The following is a 17866-nucleotide window of genomic DNA, read 5'->3' as shown; positions in this document are numbered from 1 at the left end:
CTCATGGGTCGACATTAGAAAGCGCCGGGGGTCGCTGACATCCCTCAATGGTCTTGTCCGGGAAGCTCGTTCTTACGACCTACAGAGGCGGTACTTGAGTACAGGACGGGCCTCTCCTCGCCAGCACCTCGTTCACGAGGTCGAGCGCCAGGTCGCGCGCGTGGTGCACCGGGAGGTGGACATCGGTGTACCAGTTCTCGGTGGCCTCGGGGTGCGGTCCCACGACCCCGACGCGGCCCGCGCCGAACGGTGTGACGAGCGCGGCGACGGCGTCATTGGGGTAGGTGGCCAGCACCGTGGCGCTCGCGCCGTCGTCGAGGAGGAAGAGGGGACCGTCCTGGAAGAAGAGGGTGCGTGGCCGGCCGCGCCATCGCACCTCGACCAGTGTGTCGTCCTCGCCGTGCACCGTTGAGCCGGGCGAGGAGATGTACTGGTCGGTGTCGCCGGGCAGCAGGCCGAACCCCGGGGTGGCCCCGGCCAGATAGCCACCGAGGCAGAAGCCCAGATAGCGCCCGCCTCCCCGGACGTACGCACGGACGGTGTCGCGCTGTCGCCTCAGGTGCCGGTAGCCGTCCGACAACGTTCCGCCGCCCGGCTGCGCGTACACCCGGGCGCGGGCCAACGACGCGCCCGACAGGGGCAGTTCCTCCCCCGGTCCGGTGTAGCGGACGTCCAGGCCCCAGGGTCCGGCGGCGAGCAGTCCGGCCACGGCCTCCGGGCAGCCGGGCCTGGCGGCGGGCCCCCGGTAGACGAGGGCCAGGTCCGGTCCCGCGGATGTCATGAGCCTCTCGTCCGGGCGTCGAAGGCCGGGATGTCGAAGACCCGAACGTGCGGAGCCGGTGGTTCGGGAGCCAGGACGGGGCGGCGCTCGACGACGCCCTCGGCGGGGATGCCGCGCCAGCTCGTGCCCGGTGTGAGGTGCTCGCCCTTCATCAGCAGCGACAGCGCGCCGAGTTGGACGTCCTCGCCGACGACGGAGTCGTAGAGCACGACCGCACGGGTGCCGACGCTCGCCCCGTCCTCGACCGTGACCACCGACATCTTCATGACACGGTCTTCGAAGAGGTGTGTTTGCAGCGAGACACGGAGACCGATCGCGGCGTTGTCCCCGATGTCCACGAGGTCGAACTCCGTGAGGAAGGTGGTGCCGATCCAGGTGCCTCTGCCGACGCGCGCCCCGAACCGGCGCAGGATCACCGGCAGATACGGCGTTCCGGTCAGGAAGCCCACGCCCGCCGGTACCGCCGCCGCCTCGAAGAGGCCGGTGACGAACTCGGTGCGGCGTACGAACAGACTCCACAGCGGTTCGACGCGAGGCCGGTAGACCCCGATCACCACCCGCTTGACCGCCGCGCAGTACGAGATCACCAGAAGGCTCGCGATCATCATGAGGACCGGCGCCAGGAGCACCGGCACCAGCAGGCCGGGACGGCGGGTCAGCCAGGACAGCGCGAGCAGATACAGGTACGCGCTCATGGCCAGCACCGATGTGGGCATCGTGATGCGGAGGAACTCGATGCCCAGGCGTTGCCGTACGGCCTTTCGGGTCGGCCGGAAGGTCAGTTCCTCGGGGAACGATCCGCTGCTCTGGCGCACCGGCAGTCGTATCGCGGGCGAGCCCAGCCAGGTGGTGCCGTCGGCCACGTCACCCTGCGGCGGGACCGTTCCCACACCGACCAGGGACCCCGGTCCTGTGCGCGTGCCGGCGAGCAGGAGCGCGGAGTTGCCGATGAACGCCCGCTCCCCGACCTCGGTGGGGCCGAACGCGACCTGGCCGGCCGCGAAGGTGGCACCACCGACATTGGCCAGGTCCGCGACGAAGCTGCCGTCCCGGAGGGTGAGCAGGTCCGGGTCGATGTGCGAGACGGTCGAGACCTCGGCGCCCCGGCCGATCCGCGCGCCGAGCAGCCTGAGCCAGGGCACGGTGTAGAGGGTGGCGTACAGCGAGTTGGTGAAGGTGAGGCTGATCTCCAGCAGCTTGTCCGACACCCACTTACGGACGCCGAGCGAGGAACGCACCGGATGGATCCCGACCGGCACACTCGGCAGCGTCAGCCGCTTGCCGGCGGCGACCACACAGCAGACCGTGACGACGAACACCGGACCGGAGAGCGCCGTGGCGACGATGCCGGCGGCGATGCCCCAGGTCAGCGTCGCCCACCAGAACAGCGCGATCCCGGGCAGTGTCATCGCCACCGCGGCGATCTCCAGCAGCGCCAGTGCGACGAGCGCGGCGGCGAGATGACGAGGCCGCCATCCGTCGGTCGCGCGGTGGGCACGCTTCATCTCCTCGACACCGGGGGCGAGCGCGTCCACCGGGCGCGGCGGTGATCCGGCCATGCGCGCGCCGGCCGGAATCGTCTCGCCCTGGCCGATGACCGACTGTTCGCCGAGTCCGGCCCCCGCTCCCATGCGGGCGCCGGGTTCGAGGACCGCGTTGGCTCCCACGAAGGCGTGCGGCCCGATCTCGATCGGGGCGACCGTCACCCAGCCGTCCGCCACCCGCCAGGGGCACACGGAGACGCCGTAGCCGATCGAGGTGTCCCCGCCGATCCGCAGCAGGGCGGGCAGGGTGATCGTGCTGGTGGCGATGGTGGTACGGGGTCCGACGCGGGCGCCGAGCAGCCGCAGATAGGCGGCCATCATGGGCGAACCGCTCAGCACCGGCAGCGGGCCGATCCGCAGCAGCAGATCCACCGTCCAGAGCCGTAGGTAGACCGAGCCCCACAGCGGGTAGCGGCCCGGCCGGATACCCGCCGACAGCGGGCGCACGAGCGCGACCGGTATGAGCCAGCGCACGACCAGATAGCTGAGATACACACCGATCGTGGTCTGCGCCGACGTCAGGACCGAGACGTGACCGCCGTGCCGGCTGTACACATACGCCACCGGCAGGCTGAGCACGAGCAGCAGCAGATAGATCACACCCGCCTGGGCCGCCCCCGCGCCCGCGATACGGCTGTTGGGGTGACGGATCGGTGCGGGGCGCCGTGGCGCGGAGCGCTGCCCGGTGTTCTCGGTGGCGCTCAGCCGGGCCGCGAGCCCGCGCACGGTCGGATACGCGTAGAGGTCGCGCAGCGCGGTGTTCGCGCCGATGTCCCGGCCGCGCAGGACCGATACGACCCGGGCCGCCAGGAGTGAGTGGCCGCCGAGGTCGGTGAAGAAGTCCGCCTCGGCCGACAGCATCCCGGGCTCGATCCCGAGCACTTCCGCCCAGGCGTCCCGTACCCGGGTCTCCAGCTCACCTTCGGCGGCCACCAGCCGGCCGCCGCCCACCAGCCGCCGGCCGGTCGGGGCGGGCAGCCGCTTACGGTCCACCTTGCCGCTGGCCATGGCGGGAAGACCGGGGAGGATGTCGAGGAAGGACGGCACCATGTACGCGGGAAGTCTGCGCCGCAGACTCTCGTGCACCCGGGTGATCAGGGCGTCCTCGTCCTCCTCCGCCGCGCCGCCGGGCGCACGGACCACATAGGCGCACAGCTCGCCGGCTCCCCCGCCGTCCACCCGGTCCGGAGGGGCCGTCAGGGCGGTGACCGCCTCGGCCACGCCGGGATCCTCAAGCAGGACGCTGTCGATCTCGCCGAGATCCACCCGGTATCCCCGGATCTTCACTTCGTCGTCGGCCCGGCCCAGGAACTCGACCTCCCCGTCCTGGGTCATCCGGCCGAGGTCCCCGGTGCGGTAGAGCCGACCGCCCCGGGGCGCCAGCGGGTGTTCGACGAACCGGGCGGCGGTCAGCTCCGGCCGCCCGACGTAGCCGTCGGCGACGCCGGGACCCCCGATACAGATCTCACCGGTCTCGCCGTCCGCCACGGGCCGAAGCTCCTCGTCGAGCAGCACCACCGAGTAGGTCGGCAGCGGCCGTCCGATCGTCACCGCCCTGCCCGGCGTCAGTTCCGCCCAGGTCGCGGTGACGGTGGCCTCGGTCGGGCCGTAGGTGTTGAGCATGCGCCGCCCCGGGCTGCTCCAGCGTTCGACGAGCTGACCGGGGCAGGCTTCCCCGCCGACGATGACGCTGCGGAGGTACGGCAGCTCCGGCGGGATGGTCTCCAGCAGCGTCGGCACGCAGTAGAGCATCGTGATCCGCCGCTCGTGGAGGAACTCGCCGAGTTCCGCGCCGAGATGACCGGCGCCGTCCGGACCGGCGACGAGTGTGGCGCCGACGGACCAGGTCGGCCAGATCTCCTCGATGGAGAAGTCGAAGGAGATCGTCATGCCCTGATACACCCGGTCGTCCGGCCGTACGTCATAGACCTTGGGCACCACATCGAGGAAGTTGCAGATGCTCGACTGGGCGACCTTCACCCCCTTGGGCCTGCCACTCGACCCGGAGGTGTACATGATGTAGGCGGCGGGCCGACCGCCCCCGGGGACGAGGTCGAGGCCGGGATCGAGATCGTACGGGAGCGGCCGGGTGGCGGGTTCGCCGGCGAGTTCACGGCCGATCGAGTCCAGCTCGACCACCCGGCACGCGAGGCCGGCCACGGCCGGCGCGAGAGCGGACGTGGTCAGGACCAGATCCACGGCGGCGTCCTCGGTGATGAAGGCGAGCCGGTCCGGAGGGGACGCCGGATCGACGGGCACGAACACCGCACCGGCCTTCCCCACCCCGAGCAAGGACACGTACACCTCCACCGACCGGGGTATCAGGATCGCGACCCGGGCCCCCGGGCCTGCCCCGAGTCCACGGAGGAAGTGCGCGAGCCGGTTGGCGCGCGCGTCGAGTTCGGCGTAGGTCAGCGCGTGGTGCGCGCACTCCAGTGCCGTGGCCGACGGGGTACGGTCGCACGCGGCCTCGAACACGGAGTGCAGGCGCCGGGCCGCCCCTCCCGACGGCGTTCCACGCGCGGAATCGAGCAATCTCATGACGTCTGTCCTTCATCGCGGCGCACGGCGGGACTACGGGGGGTGAGATCCGAATCCCGGGTTGTCTTACGACGGGAGAGCCACCAGCCCGGACGGGGGGACATGGTCCGTCCCCGCCCGGCGAATCGTTCGATACAGCGATCGATCAAGCTGCTTCACCAGTGAAACGGCATCCGCTCATTTCGGCATCCCGAGCCGACGGGCCCCGAGGCCGATTCGGTCAGGTCGGCTGCGGCCGGCCGAAGAGGAGGTCGTACCCCGGTGGGAGCTGGAGGAGGATCCGGCGCGTCAGTTCCTCGCCCGCGGCGTCGGCCACGACGCTCAGGACGGCCCCGACATCCCACTGCGCGGTCTCGTCGGTCGCTCCGTCGATCCAGGCGGCGGTGGCCCGTACGAACCGCTCCGGGGTGAGCGGTTCGGCCGCCGGGAGCGGATCGAGGAGCACCAGGGCGCAGGACTCCGGCAGCCGGGCGGCCAGTTGGGCCCTCTCGGTTCCCACCACATGGGCGCCGAGCAGGGCCAGCACGACTCGGACCGCCCGTTCGGCTTCGTGCGGCGCGGAGTACTCGCCACGCTCCTGGACCGCGGCCAGGAACGCGTCCCACCGCATCACCATGGCGGCCGCACCTCCTCCTCAGCACCTACCGCGACGCCGCGACGGGAAGACCCTGGCTCAGGCCGGGCGCGCGCGGCCTGAGCCGTGGTGGTCTTCGGCCGGGCGTGCCCGGACCGACGCCTTGAGGTCCTGGTGTCCGCCACTGGCGACCATCCGTACCTCGTCCTGGTCGCTGATCTCTGCCAGGACGATGCCGGTCTCGTCCGCGTACAGCGGATGTCCGCCCGGCCCCAGCCGGTCCGTACGGTGCACCACCACGACGTCCTCGTCACCCGGATCGCTCGCGGGCGCGTCCGGGTACGCGAAGAGCAGCGTGTACGTATCCGACCTTCCCATGCGGCCTCCTGGAACAGCTCACCCGTCACGGAGAGCGGTGCCTCGTGGCATCGGGAGCCCGTAGTCGCGGCGTGCGGGCCCCGCTCGCGGCGGGCCCCACCACCGATGAAACCAAACGGACCCTATGGCCGCATCCCGGCCGCGCAGGGCGTCGGACGCGCCGGTGGCTCAGCGGCGGCTCACGCGGTAGTGGCTCAGCGGCGGCTCAGGGGTGGTGGCTCATCATCCGCGCTCGCGGAGGTACGACTCCAGCTCGGCCGCCCCGGACAGCATCGCCCGCCCGCGGGCGGACAGCCGGGCACGCCAGTCCCCCAGCGCGGCCTCCAGCGGCTCCAGCCCGCCGGCCGCCCTCACCTGGGCGATCAGCGGGGCAATCCGCTCCAGCAGGTAGCCGCCCCGTCTGAGCTGGTGGGCCAGCCGGGCGTCCCGTACGTCGGCCTCGTCGTAGACGCGGTAACCGGTCAGCGGGTCGCGGCGCGGGCGCACCAGCCCGGCGCGCTCCCATTTGCGCAGTGTCGCGGGCCGGATCCCGAGCTCCCCCGCCAGCGGCCCGATGAACGTACCGCCGGGCGCGGACATCGCCGCGTCGAGTGCGGACGGTGCGGACGGTGCGGACGGCGTGGTCCCCGTGGTGGGCGCCAGGCCGCGCAGGGCGCTCTCCACGGCCTGGAGTGTCCGCCGGTCGTCGAGCAGCTGGGCATGGCTCTCGTCGATCAGGCGGAACGCCTCGTCGACCGCGCCCTCGTTCACGGCCCGCATGATCGATGTCGCCGTCGGGTGGCCATGGCCGGGCACCAGGGCCAGGAACGCGCCCAGGGCCCGCGCGTGCAGCGGTGCGTAGACGCGGTAACCGGCGGGGGTGCGACCGGCGGCCGGAAGGATGCCGGCCTCCTCGTAATTCCTGATGGCCTGCGTGGACAGACCGTGCCCGCGCGCCAGATCAATCGGCCTGAGATGCCCGACGTTTTGAAGGTTCTGTGCCACGGACCCGACGATAGCGCGGCCGATCGCGGGCCAAGTCTCCACCGAGGGTTCAACGATACCGTTTATGGCATGGCAACTGACATCACGCACACCGCCCATACCGTCGAGGCCGCCGCCGTCATGAAGCTGCTTCCCGCCCGGCCGAGGCTGCTCGCCCTGGGCGAGCCAACCCATGGCGAGGACACTCTGCTCGACGTGCGCAACGAGCTCTTCCAGCGGCTCATCGAGGAGGAGGGCTACCGGACGGTCACCATCGAGAGCGACTGCCTGATGGGCCTGGTCGTGGACGACTACGTCACCTCGGGCACGGGCACTCTCGACGACGTCATGGAGCACGGGTTCAGCCACGGATTCGGGGCGTCCGCGGCCAACCGTGAACTCGTGCGCTGGATGCGCGCCTACAACGACGGCCGGCCCGCGTCCGAGAGGCTCCGCTTCGCCGGTTTCGACGGCCCGCTGGAGATCACCGGTGCCGCGAGCCCCCGGGTGGCCCTCAGCGCGCTCCACGGCTACCTCGCGGCCCGGGTGGACCCGGGCCTGCTCCCCTGCTCGGCGGAGACACTCGACCGTCTGCTCGGCGTCGACGACCGGTGGACCGATCCCGCCGTGATGAGGGACCCGTCCCGGTCCGTGGGGCAGTCGGCCGAGGCCAAGGAACTGCGGCTGCTCGCCGACGATCTGGTGGCGCTGCTCGCCGCGCGGACTCCGCAGCTGCTGACGGCGACCTCACGGGACGACTGGGACCGGGCGTGCCTGTACGGGCGCACCGCGACGGGCCTGCTGCGCTACCACCACTGGATGGCCGACGCCTCCCCGAGCCGCCTGACGCGGCTGATGGGCCTGCGGAGCCAGCTGATGGCCGACAACCTCCTCGCCCTCGCCGAACGCGGCCCGGTACTGATCCACGCCCACAACGGCCATCTCCAGCGGGACAAGAGCTCGACGCGGATGGGCGACCTGCCGCTGGAGTGGTGGAGCGCCGGCGCGATCATGAGCACCTTGCTGGGCGAGGGGTACGCCTTCCTGGCCACGGCCCTCGGCACGATCCGGCACCGGGGAGTGGACACCCCGCCGCCGGACACCCTCGAAGGGCTCCTGTACACGCTCCCGGAGGACCGCTACGTCATCGATGCTCCCCGGCTGGCCACCGCCCTCGGCGCCACGCGGCGGGCGCCCCGTGTGTCCCCCTGGTTCGGCTACGCCCCACTCGACCAGGCCCAACTGGCCGCGTACGACGGGATGGTGTTCATCAAGGACGTCCCGAAGAGCTAGGTCCTGCCCGGCCGCACCGGCTCCCTCTCCGCGCCCGCCTTCCGGTGACTCCGCCTCCCCCCTGCCTGCTCGCCGACAGTTACAACCGGCAACACCTGCACATACACTTGCGTCCGCCGGGATCCCCCCGTTGACCTGGGACAACGCCGTCCTGTGGCCGGCCGGGCCAGTGAGGAGCGCATACCGTGTTCTATTACGTGCTGAAATATGTGCTGCTGGGGCCCCTGCTACGGCTGCTGTTCCGGCCCCGTATCGAGGGCCTTGAACACATACCCGCCGACGGTGCCGCGATCATCGCGGGCAACCATCTGTCGTTCTCCGATCATTTTCTGATGCCGGCCATCCTCAAGCGGCGCATCACCTTTCTCGCCAAGGCCGAGTACTTCACCGGCCCCGGGCTGAAGGGGCGGCTGACGGCCTTCTTCTTCCGCGGCGCCGGGCAGATCCCGGTGGACCGGTCGGGGAAGGAGGCCGGGCAGGCGGCGATCCGGGAGGGGCTCGGGGTGCTGGCCAAGGACGAGTTGCTGGGGATCTATCCGGAGGGCACCCGCTCGCACGACGGCCGGCTCTACAAGGGCAAGGTCGGGGTCGCCGTGATGGCGATCAGGGCGGGGGTGCCGGTGGTGCCGTGCGCCATGGTCGGTACGTTCGAGATCCAGCCGCCGGGCCAGGTCGTCCCGCGGATCAAGCGGGTGACGATCCGGTTCGGTGAGCCGTTGGAGTTCGCGCGCTACGCGGGTCTGGAGAACCAGAAGGCGGCGGTCCGGGCGGTCACCGACGAGATCATGTACGCGATCCTCGGGCTCTCCGGGCAGGAGTACGTCGACCGTTACGCGGCCGAGGTGAAGGCGGAGCTGGCGAAGGCGGAAGCGGCCAGGAAGTTCCCGCGGCTGCGCCGCTGAGAGCGGAATCGCCACCGGTGAACGCCTCTGGCCGCGAGACTTCCCGTACCTCTGGCGTCCCCGTAAGACCAGGGGAAACGCAGTGGTGATCGGTGCGACGGGACACGGGGGCGACCGGCGAACCGGTCACCCCCGTCCTCATGGCCCCGGGCCCTACGGCTTGGGCGTGGCGTGCGGAGCGCACGTCACATCGGCGCTGTCCAGCGCCCCCGTCAGCAGGTAGGACTTCACCCGGTCGTTGATGCAGGGGTTCAGCACATTGGTGATGCCGTGCGAACCGGCGTCGCGCTCGGTGATCAGACGCGACCCCTTGAACCGCTTGTGCAGCTCGACGGCGCCCGCGTACGGCGTGGCGGCGTCCCGGGTGGACTGCGTGATCAGCACCGGCGGCAGCCCCTTGCCGGTCTTGACCTCCACCGGGGTCTGCTGCTTGCTGCCCCAGGTGGCGCACGGCAGGTTCATCCAGGCGTTGGACCAGGTGAGGAACGGGTGGTCGCGGTGGAGCCGGGTGTTGTCCCGGTCCCACTGCTTCCAGCTCGTCGGCCACTTGGCGTCGGCGCACTCGACGGCGGTGTAGACCGCGTTGCCGTTCTCGGACTTGGCGTTGCCCACCGTGTCCGTCATATCGGGGGCGGCAGCGTCGATCAGCGCCTGTGTGTCACCGGCGAGGTACTTGCTCCAGACCGAGGCGACGGGCACCCAGCTGGAGTCGTAGTACGGAGCGCTCTGGAACAGGCTGAGCAGTTCGGCCGGTCCCACGAGGCCGCCGATGGGGTTCTTCTTCGCGGTGGCGCGAAGGGTGTCCCACTGCTTCTCGACCTGGGCGACGGTGGTCCCGATGTGGAAGGACGCGTCGTTCTTGGCGACCCACTCCATCCAGTCCTGGAAGCGGGTTTCGAAGGCGACGTCCTGGTCCAGGTTGGCCTGGTACCAGATCTTCTCCTTCGACGGGTTGACCACACTGTCGACGACCATGCGGCGCACATGCGACGGGAAGAGCGTGCCGTAGACCGCGCCGAGGTAGGTGCCGTAGGAGACGCCGACGTAGTTGAGCTTCTTGTCGCCGAGCGCGGCCCGGATGACATCCAGGTCGCGTGCGGTGTTGGGCGTCGTCATGTGCGGCAGCATCCAGCCGCTGCGCTCCTGGCAGCCGTCCGCGTACTCGGCGGCCAGCTTGCGCTGTGCGCGCTTGTCGGCCTCACTGTCGGGGACGGGGTCCAGCTTCGGCGCCTTGACGAACTCCTGCGGGTCGACGCAGGAGATGGGCGTCGAGTGGCCCACCCCGCGCGGGTCGAACCCGACGAAGTCGTAGGCCTTCGCGGCGTCGGCCCAGATGGCGTTCTTGGTGACGACGCGGCGCGGGAACGCCATGCCTGAGCCGCCGGGACCGCCCGGGTTGTAGACCAGGGAACCCTGGCGCTCCGGCTGGCTGCCGGTGTTGCCGATCCGGTCGACGGCGATCTTGATCTGCCGGCCGTTGGGCTTCGTGTAGTCGAGCGGGACGCTCACCCAGCCACACTGGATGGGCTTCTCCAGTGCCCAGTCGGCCGGGCAGTCCTGCCAGTCGATGCCCTTCTTCGCGGCCCGCTCGGCGGCGACCGTGGCGCCGTACGCCGCCGGGTCGGCCTGGTGGCGGCCGTCCGCGGTGGCCGCCGGGGCGGCTATCGCGCCCGCTATGAGCGTTCCCGTGAGCAGCGTGCCGGCCGAGCCGAGCACTGCGGTGCGTCTCAAGTGGAACCTCCCCCTCAGTGATGCGCGCCGCCTGCGGCAACGCGTTCGATTGGTTCCCGGGATCCTTTCGTCTGTGTGGCCGCTGAGAACAGGCCACCCGGCCATTTCTTTACCGAACCAATAACCGGTACGCGCTGTCCCGCTCAGCGGTACGCGGCGACGGATCCCTGGTTCAGGTGTTCGCGCAGCACCTCGTCCAGGACCCGCCGCAGCCGCAGGGCGTCCGGAGCGACCGCTGTGACGAGCGCCCCGGGTCCGGCCAGCGGGGTGAGTACGGCGGTGTCGCCCAGCAGCCGCGGTGGCATCGGCTTCTCCTCGAACTCCGGTCCTACGAGCAGGAGTTGGCCGACGGCCCGATGGCCGCCGAGGACCGCTCCGCCGTCCCAGCCGCCGGCCGCGCCGGGTCCGTGGGCGAGCTCCTGGTCGAGCAACGGGCGTCCGGCGCGGTGGACGGTGAGCCGGGTCAGAAGCCTGCCGGGCTCCTCGCCGTGCCGGCCGAGGATCTGCTCGTCGCGCAGCACCAGCCGGGCGGTGGCGGCGAGTTCGACCCGGGTGCGCATCCGCAGATCGCTGCCGTACGCCGAGATGAGCTGCTCCGGAAGCCAGTGCAGCTCACCGCCCTCCCCCACGGTCAGCCGCACGTCGTAGCGGGCGGGTTCGGCCGTGCGTCCGGGCAGGGCGACGGTCGCCGCCGCCGTGTCCACGGTGAGCCGGGCGCCGTCCCGTACCTCGGCCTCGATCGCGAGCCGGTCGCCGCCGAGCGGTGCGCTCATCGCGCCGACGACGGTGACCCGGAGGCCCGCCCCGGTGGCGCGGGTGCGGCGCGGGGCCAGCGGTCCCTCGCCGGTCAGTACGGGCAGTCCGGCACGGGTGGCGACGATACGGGCGGTGGCGTGGACGCTCATGCGGTCCAGTCGGCGAGTCGCGCCAGCACCCAGTCCGTGATGGGCCGTACCCCGTCCTCACCCGTCAACGAGGTGAAGACGACGGGCAGTTCACCGCGTTGCTCCTTGGCGTCGCGGGCCATCCGGCCGAGGTCGGAGCCGACGTACGGCGCGAGGTCCGTCTTGTTGATCACCAGCAGATCGGCGGTGGTGACACCGGGCCCGCCCTTGCGCGGGATGTCATCGCCGCCCGCCACGTCGATGACGAAGATCTGGGCGTCCACGAGGCCCTTGGAGAAGGTCGCGGTCAGATTGTCGCCGCCGGACTCGACGAGGATCAGATCGAGCGGGCCGACGGCGTCCTCCAGATCCTCGACCGCTTCCAGGTTGGCGGAGATGTCATCACGGATCGCGGTGTGCGGGCAGGCACCGGTCTCGACCGCCTGGATGCGCTCGGGCGGCAGCACCGCGTGACGGAGCAGGAACTCCGCGTCCTCGCGGGTGTAGATGTCGTTGGTGACGACGGCGAGCGACAGCCGGTCACGCAGCGTACGGCAGAGCGCGGCGACCGTCGCGGTCTTGCCCGAGCCGACGGGCCCGCCGAGGCCGATACGCAGAGCGCGCCGCCTGCCGTCGGGGCGCAGGGCGTCGGCGCTGACGGCTGCCGGGCCCAAGTGGCTGTGGTCGAGATGCATGATGCGGCTCCTGTCGGGCGGTACGGGGAGAGGACGCGGGGGCGGGACGGGCGGGCCGGGTCTCACGAGGCGAACAGCCGCACCGGCCAGCCCGCGTGCGCCTCCGCGGTGATGTCGAGCAGCGGGGCGGAGGCGGCGGGCAGCGCGTCGAGACCGTCCCTTGCCGCCCGCCCCGCCAGTTCCGCGGCCCGTCCGGCGACCCGGTCGAGTTCGGGTGCGAGGCGGGCGAGGACGGCGGTGGCCTCGAAGGGGTCGAGACTCAGCAGCCGTACGGCCGCGGTCGCGGGGCCGCTGACCGTTTCGTACCCCGCGCAGTACGCGGCGTCCTCGGGGGTGAGCCCGGCGGAGCGGGCCGTGAGGCCGAGGACGACCGGCTGGTGCGCGCCGCGCGGCCGGGCGGCGGCGAGCGCGTCCAGTTCGCCGCTGGGCCAGGTGGCGCGGGCGGCGCGCATCAGCTGCCGGCCGAGCTTGCGCGCGGTCGCCCGGAGCGCGGGTGAGGGGGTACGGGCGTCGGCGGCCTCGTCGAGCTCCAGCGGGTCGAGACCCCCGGCCGCCGCGGCGGCGAGGGCCGCCGCGGTCAGTCCGGTGGTGTTCAGCCGGCCCCGGCAGAACGCGGCCAGGCCGGCGGCGTCATGGATCCGCCCCGCCCTGACGGCGGGTTCGGCCCCGCCGGAGTGGGCGTGACCACCGGCGGGAAACCGGCCGTCGGCGAGTACGAGCAGTGCGGCGCGGTTCATCAGAACAGGAAGTAACGCTGGGCCAGCGGGAGTTCGGCGGCGGGCGCGGGCTCCACCGGCTCACCGTCGATGGTGACCGTGAAGGTGTCGGCGTCGACCTCGACGCGCGGCAGTGCGTCGTTCTCCCGCATGTCCGCCTTGGTGACCCCCCGGGTGTTGCCGATCGGTTCGAACCTCTTCGCCAGTCCGAGGCGTTCGGACAGTCCGTCCTCGATCGCCGCCTCCGCGACGAAGTTGACCGAGCCCGCCGCCGCCGCGCGGCCCAGCGCGCCGAACATCGGCCGTGGCAGCACCGGTTGCGGGGTCGGAATGGAGGCGTTGGCGTCGCCCATCTGCGCGTACGCGATCTGGCCGCCCTTGAGGACGAGTCGCGGCTTGACACCGAAGAAGGCCGGGTCCCAGAGCACCAGATCGGCGAGTTTGCCGGTCTCGACGGAGCCGATCTCCCGGTCGAGTCCCTGCGCGACCGCCGGGTTGATGGTGTATTTGGCGACATAGCGGCGGGCGCGGTGGTTGTCGGCGCGGCCGTCGCCTGGCAGGGCGCCGCGTCGCTTCTTCATCACGTGCGCGGTCTGCCAGGTGCGCATGATCACCTCACCGACGCGTCCCATGGCCTGGGCGTCGGAGGAGATGATCGAGATGGCTCCGAGGTCGTGCAGGATGTCCTCGGCCGCGATGGTGGAGGGCCGGATACGGGACTCCGCGAAGGCGAGATCCTCGGGCACGGCCGGGTTGAGGTGGTGGCAGACCATCAGCATGTCGAGGTGTTCCTCGATGGTGTTGACGGTGTGCGGCCGGGTGGGGTTGGTGGAGCTGGGCAGTACGTACGGCTCGCCGACCACGGTGATGATGTCGGGGGCGTGCCCGCCGCCCGCGCCCTCGGTGTGGTACGCGTGAATGGTGCGGCCCGCGATGGCGGCGAGCGTGTCGCCGACAAAGCCCGCCTCGTTCAACGTGTCGGTGTGAATGGCGAGTTGGGCCCCGGACTCCTCGCACACCCGCAGGCACGCGTCGATCACGGCGGGGGTGGCGCCCCAGTCCTCATGGATCTTGAACCCCAGTGCTCCGGCGCGCAGTTGGGCGCGCATCGAGGCCCGGGACATCGTGTTGCCCTTGCCGAGCAGCCCGATATTGACGGGAAAGGTCTCCAGCGCCTCGAACATCCGCGCGAGATGCCAGGCTCCGGGGGTGATGGTGGTGGCCTTCGTCCCCTCGGCCGGTCCGGTGCCGCCGCCCACGAGGGTGGTGACTCCGCTCACCAGCGCCTGGTCGACGACGGTCGGCGAGATGAAGTGGACATGCGCGTCGATCGCGCCGGCGGTGACGATCTTCCCGTTGCCCGCGATGACCTCGGTCTCGGGCCCGATGACCAGCTCGGGGTGGACGCCGTCCATGGTGTCGGGGTTGCCGGCCTTGCCGATTCCGGTGATCCGGCCGTCCCGTACCCCGATGTCGGCCTTGACGATGCCCCAGTGGTCGATGATCAGCGCGCCGGTGATCACGGTGTCGGGCGCGCCCTCGGCCCGGGTCGTACGGGACTGGCCCATCGACTCGCGGATCACCTTGCCGCCGCCGAACACCGCCTCGTCCCCGGCGAGTCCCGGTCCGCCCGAGCGGTCCTCCTCGATCTCGACCAGCAGATCGGTGTCGGCGAGCCGGATCCGGTCGCCGGTGGTGGGACCGAACAGATCGGCGTATCCGGCACGGGACAGCTCAGTCATCGAGGGGACCTCCGGTCTCTCCCCGCAGGCCGGGCACGACGCGCAGTCCGGTGAGGGGTACGAGTACGACATCGACGGGGATGCCGGGTTCGAAGCGCACGGCGGTACCGGCGGCGATATGCAGCCGCTTGCCGCGCGCGGCGGCCCGGTCGAACTCCAGGCCCGGGTTGGCCTCGGCGAAGTGGTAGTGCGAGCCGACCTGAACGGGCCGGTCGGCGGTGTTGAGTACGGTCAGCGCGGTGACCTCGCGGCCCTCGTTGAGTGCGATCGGACCGTCGGCGTACAGGATCTCTCCGGGAATCATCGGCCGCGCTCCCCCGTCAGACGATCGGGTCATGGACGGTGACGAGCTTCGTACCGTCCGGGAAGGTGGCCTCCACCTGGACGTCGTGGATCATCTCGGGGATGCCTTCCATGACATCGTCCCGGCCGAGCACCGCGCGCCCCGAGGCCATGAGTTCGGCGACGGTACGGCCGTCCCTGGCGCCTTCGAGGATGTGCGAGGTGATCAGGGCGACCGCCTCGGGATGGTTGAGCCGCAGTCCGCGCTCCCTGCGCCTGGCCGCCACATCCGCGGCCACATGGATGAGCAGGCGTTCCTGCTCGTGCGGGGTCAGTTGCACGCTTCCACCTCATCGTCTCCGGCCCGGTGACGGCCGGGCGCAGCGGAACCCTAGCCAACTTCAACACTCTGTTGAACGATCATCGGGTCGTTCGGGGCCAGGCATTGCACGTTAGGGCGGAAGTTTTTCCAGCGCGTTAACTGATCTTTTGCTCACCCATGGACATCAGGCCACGCAACCCGGGACGCCCCCGGGGCGATCGAGGACCGGGTCGTATACGGAGCCGTCGCCGTCACCTGCCATGGCCCGGAGGCCGGTCACCGCCCTCCGGGCCATGGCGGTCGGGCCGATGCTCCGCCGCGATCCCGAACCGCCGCCGCTCACCGGGCACGGAGGGCACGGGCCGGATGGCCGAGACCGAGCTGATCACCTGCTCCTCGGCCGCGTCCGGCTCGCTCTCCAGCCGCTCCAGGTCGGCGGCGGAGACCAGCGCGACCAGCGGCTTCCCGTGCCGGGTCACCACCACGCGCTCACCGCCGTAGACCACGCGGTTGATCAGATCGGCGAGCTCTGCCCGGGCTTGGGTCACCGGAATCTCGTAGGCCATGTTCCCCAGCTTAAGAGGGCACCGCACCGCGAGTGTTCGATCGGCCGAGGGCGACGCCTTCTGTACGTCCTGTACATTTTTCACAGAGAGCCGCGAGCCCCGCGAGACCCGCGTACGAGGAGAGGCATGCCATGAACCGTCCTTCAGCCCGCTACGTCCTGCCCGAGTTCACCGAGCGGACGTCCAACGGGACCCGCACCCTCGACCCGTACTCCAAGCTCCTCGAAGAGCGGATCATCTTCCTCGGCACCCCGGTCGACGACACCGCGGCCAACGATGTGATCGCGCAGTTCATCCATCTCGAATACGCCGCGCCCGACCAGGACATCTCGCTCTACATCAACTCCCCCGGCGGGTCGATCAGCGCCATGTCCGCGATCTACGACACGATGCAGATCGTCACCTGCGACGTGGAGACCATCTGCCTCGGTCAGGCGGCCTCGACCGCCGCCGTACTGCTGGCCGCCGGGGCGCCGGGCAAGCGGTTGGCACTGCCCGGCGCGCGGCTCGTCCTCCAACAGCCCGCCATCGAGGAACCGGTCCGGGGACAGCCGTCCGATCTGGAGATCCACGCGAAGGAGATGCTCCGACTACGGTCCCTGCTCACCTCCATGCTGGCGCGTCACACCGGGCAGAGCACGGAGCGGATCACCGAGGACATCGAACGGGACACCATCTTCGACGCGCCGGCCGCCAAGGCGTACGGGCTGCTCGATCACGTCGTACAGAACCGCAAGACGTCCCTCAACACGCCGCGTTCCCCGTTCGGCGAGCGATGAACGCCGGTGCCCGGGCGGCGAGTCGTTCCCGTATGGACGCCCCCCATACGGGAACGACTCGCACGTTCGGCGTATGAACCGACTGGACGAGTAAGGGGACGCAACTTGCGCGGAACGACCGCATCGGTGAAGCGCTCCCCAACTCCCGCGCGGGTAAGGCCCTCATCAGGGCTCGGGCTCCGGCGCGACACACCCCCTTCGCCACCCTTTTGGATCATCCGTGACGAACTTCACATATAGTCGTTTCGTCTCGGATATCCACCTGTTCCTGCGTCAAGATCCGTGGGACGACAAGCCCCCGCCACCGCGGCGGGGCGGTCCGGGCGGACGCCGAGTCCTGCCGCCGCACCGGATGCCTGGTCGACAGGAGTGGATCGGCAGGAGTGGAGGACCCAGGCAGTACGGGACGACGCCCGTTGTGGTCGTCCCTCGGGGTGAAGCCGTGAGAGCGGCCGGGCAACTTCGCCAGCCCGAACCCGACAGGTCATCCTTCACAGGCGGCTGACGAAGGGTTGCACATGACCGCGCAGACGACTGTCCCGTCTCTGTTGTCCAGGACCGGTGCGGTTTCGGTCCTCACACTCGCCGCGCTCGGCAGCACGATGCTCGTGCCCGGCGCCACGTCCGAGGCCGAGGCCGCCACGCGCGCGGTCGAGGCACTCAAGATCGCCGCCTCGAAGAAGGGCTCGCCGTACCGGTGGGGAGCCACGGGGCCCCATCGCTTCGACTGCTCCGGGCTGACGCTCTACTCGTTCAAGAAGGCCGGCAAGAAGCTCCCCCGTACAGCCCAGCAGCAGTACAACAACTCCCGCCATATCGCGTCCTCCGAGCGGCGCAAGGGGGATCTGGTGTTCTTCCACTGGGGCAACAGCGTCTACCACGTCGGGATCTATGCCGGCAGGGGAAGGATCTGGCACTCGCCGAAGACCGGGGCGCTGGTGCGGCTGGAACGGATCTGGACCCGAAGCGTCCTGTACGGCCGGGTGAACTGACCCCGGCCGCCGACACCGGCCCCCTCGCCACCACAGCCCTCCACACCCCCTTCAGCCCCGTCAGCGCCCTCAGCCGCCGGGCGCAAGGACGCTGACGAAGCGTCGGAGGGGCCGGCCCCGGTCCGCCGGGGCCGGCCCCGGTCCGCCGGGGCCGGCCCGTGCCGCCGGGGCCGGCCCGTGC

The 17866-nt window shown here is 70.9% G+C and carries 17 protein-coding genes and 1 riboswitch; of the genes, 4 read left to right on the top strand and 13 right to left on the bottom strand.

The features are described from left to right. Positions 1–79 precede the first annotated feature (79 nt). The 5 genes from AB0M67_RS23035 to AB0M67_RS23015 form a co-directional block, all read right to left on the bottom strand. The gene (locus AB0M67_RS23035; RefSeq protein ID WP_365748173.1) at positions 80–781 is read right to left on the bottom strand and encodes a BPL-N domain-containing protein; all 702 of its coding nucleotides are present in this window, start codon (positions 779–781) and stop codon (positions 80–82) included. Further along, positions 778–4866: a Pls/PosA family non-ribosomal peptide synthetase gene (locus tag AB0M67_RS23030; RefSeq protein ID WP_365748171.1), complete on the bottom strand. Its 4089-nt coding sequence runs from the start codon at positions 4864–4866 to the stop codon at positions 778–780. Before AB0M67_RS23030 ends, AB0M67_RS23035 begins: the two co-directional genes overlap by 4 nt. A 220-nt stretch (positions 4867–5086) precedes the next feature. Further along, the gene (locus AB0M67_RS23025; protein ID WP_365748169.1) at positions 5087–5482 is read right to left on the bottom strand and encodes a DUF2267 domain-containing protein; all 396 of its coding nucleotides are present in this window, start codon (positions 5480–5482) and stop codon (positions 5087–5089) included. Positions 5483–5539: 57 nt separating this feature from the next. Next, on the bottom strand, positions 5540–5818 hold the full coding sequence (locus tag AB0M67_RS23020) for a DUF6296 family protein (protein ID WP_365748168.1): 279 nt from the start codon (positions 5816–5818) through the stop codon (positions 5540–5542). A gap of 222 nt (positions 5819–6040) precedes the next feature. Then, positions 6041–6802 carry a TioE family transcriptional regulator gene (locus AB0M67_RS23015; protein ID WP_365748166.1) on the bottom strand — a complete coding sequence of 254 codons (762 nt, stop codon included), beginning with the start codon at positions 6800–6802 and terminating at the stop codon, positions 6041–6043. Positions 6803–6871: 69 nt separating this feature from the next. On the opposite strand from AB0M67_RS23015, the gene AB0M67_RS23010 reads away from it, so the two are divergent. Together AB0M67_RS23010 and AB0M67_RS23005 are read left to right on the top strand one after the other, a co-directional pair. Next, on the top strand, positions 6872–8074 hold the full coding sequence (locus AB0M67_RS23010; RefSeq protein WP_365748164.1) for an erythromycin esterase family protein: 1203 nt from the start codon (positions 6872–6874) through the stop codon (positions 8072–8074). A 185-nt stretch (positions 8075–8259) separates the two neighbouring features. Next, positions 8260–8976: a lysophospholipid acyltransferase family protein gene (locus AB0M67_RS23005; protein WP_365748162.1), complete on the top strand. Its 717-nt coding sequence runs from the start codon at positions 8260–8262 to the stop codon at positions 8974–8976. Between the two features lie 153 nt (positions 8977–9129). On the opposite strand, the gene AB0M67_RS23000 is transcribed toward AB0M67_RS23005, so the two are convergent. The 8 genes from AB0M67_RS23000 to AB0M67_RS22965 form a co-directional block, all read right to left on the bottom strand. Next, positions 9130–10707: an alpha/beta hydrolase gene (locus AB0M67_RS23000; RefSeq protein WP_365748160.1), complete on the bottom strand. Its 1578-nt coding sequence runs from the start codon at positions 10705–10707 to the stop codon at positions 9130–9132. 143 nt (positions 10708–10850) lie between these two features. Beyond that, entirely contained in the window at positions 10851–11612 is a 762-nt protein-coding gene (locus AB0M67_RS22995; RefSeq protein WP_365748158.1) for an urease accessory protein UreD, read from the bottom strand. Continuing rightward, positions 11609–12286 carry an urease accessory protein UreG gene (gene ureG / locus AB0M67_RS22990; protein ID WP_365748156.1) on the bottom strand — a complete coding sequence of 226 codons (678 nt, stop codon included), beginning with the start codon at positions 12284–12286 and terminating at the stop codon, positions 11609–11611. The genes AB0M67_RS22995 and ureG overlap by 4 nt, the downstream gene beginning before the upstream one ends. Positions 12287–12348: 62 nt before the next feature. Beyond that, complete coding sequence (locus AB0M67_RS22985) at positions 12349–13023, bottom strand: urease accessory UreF family protein (RefSeq protein WP_365748154.1); 675 nt, start codon at positions 13021–13023, stop codon at positions 12349–12351. After that, positions 13023–14744 (bottom strand): urease subunit alpha, encoded by a 1722-nt coding sequence (locus AB0M67_RS22980; RefSeq protein ID WP_365748152.1) that lies wholly within the window; start codon positions 14742–14744, stop codon positions 13023–13025. The genes AB0M67_RS22985 and AB0M67_RS22980 overlap by 1 nt, the downstream gene beginning before the upstream one ends. Further along, a complete protein-coding gene (locus tag AB0M67_RS22975; protein WP_129769228.1) occupies positions 14737–15048 on the bottom strand; it encodes an urease subunit beta in 312 nt (103 codons plus the stop codon). The genes AB0M67_RS22980 and AB0M67_RS22975 overlap by 8 nt, the downstream gene beginning before the upstream one ends. A gap of 16 nt (positions 15049–15064) precedes the next feature. After that, positions 15065–15367 carry an urease subunit gamma gene (locus AB0M67_RS22970; protein WP_365748149.1) on the bottom strand — a complete coding sequence of 101 codons (303 nt, stop codon included), beginning with the start codon at positions 15365–15367 and terminating at the stop codon, positions 15065–15067. 232 nt (positions 15368–15599) lie between these two features. After that, positions 15600–15914 carry a type II toxin-antitoxin system Phd/YefM family antitoxin gene (locus tag AB0M67_RS22965; RefSeq protein WP_365748147.1) on the bottom strand — a complete coding sequence of 105 codons (315 nt, stop codon included), beginning with the start codon at positions 15912–15914 and terminating at the stop codon, positions 15600–15602. Positions 15915–16045: 131 nt separating this feature from the next. On the opposite strand from AB0M67_RS22965, the gene AB0M67_RS22960 reads away from it, so the two are divergent. Together AB0M67_RS22960 and AB0M67_RS22955 are read left to right on the top strand one after the other, a co-directional pair. Then, the gene (locus AB0M67_RS22960; RefSeq protein WP_365748145.1) at positions 16046–16693 is read left to right on the top strand and encodes an ATP-dependent Clp protease proteolytic subunit; all 648 of its coding nucleotides are present in this window, start codon (positions 16046–16048) and stop codon (positions 16691–16693) included. A 318-nt stretch (positions 16694–17011) separates the two neighbouring features. Further along, positions 17012–17208: riboswitch (cyclic di-AMP (ydaO/yuaA leader) on the top strand. Positions 17209–17211: 3 nt separating this feature from the next. Then, positions 17212–17685, top strand: a complete 474-nt coding sequence (locus AB0M67_RS22955) for a C40 family peptidase (RefSeq protein ID WP_365748143.1) — start codon at positions 17212–17214, stop codon at positions 17683–17685. Positions 17686–17866: the final 181 nt, after the last annotated feature.

It is taken from the genome of Streptomyces sp. NPDC051662 (genome assembly GCF_040681655.1).
Lineage (GTDB): Bacteria > Actinomycetota > Actinomycetes > Streptomycetales > Streptomycetaceae > Streptomyces.
Note: the sequence above shows the minus strand (reverse complement) of the source record. Positions and strands in the feature narration are given on the sequence as shown.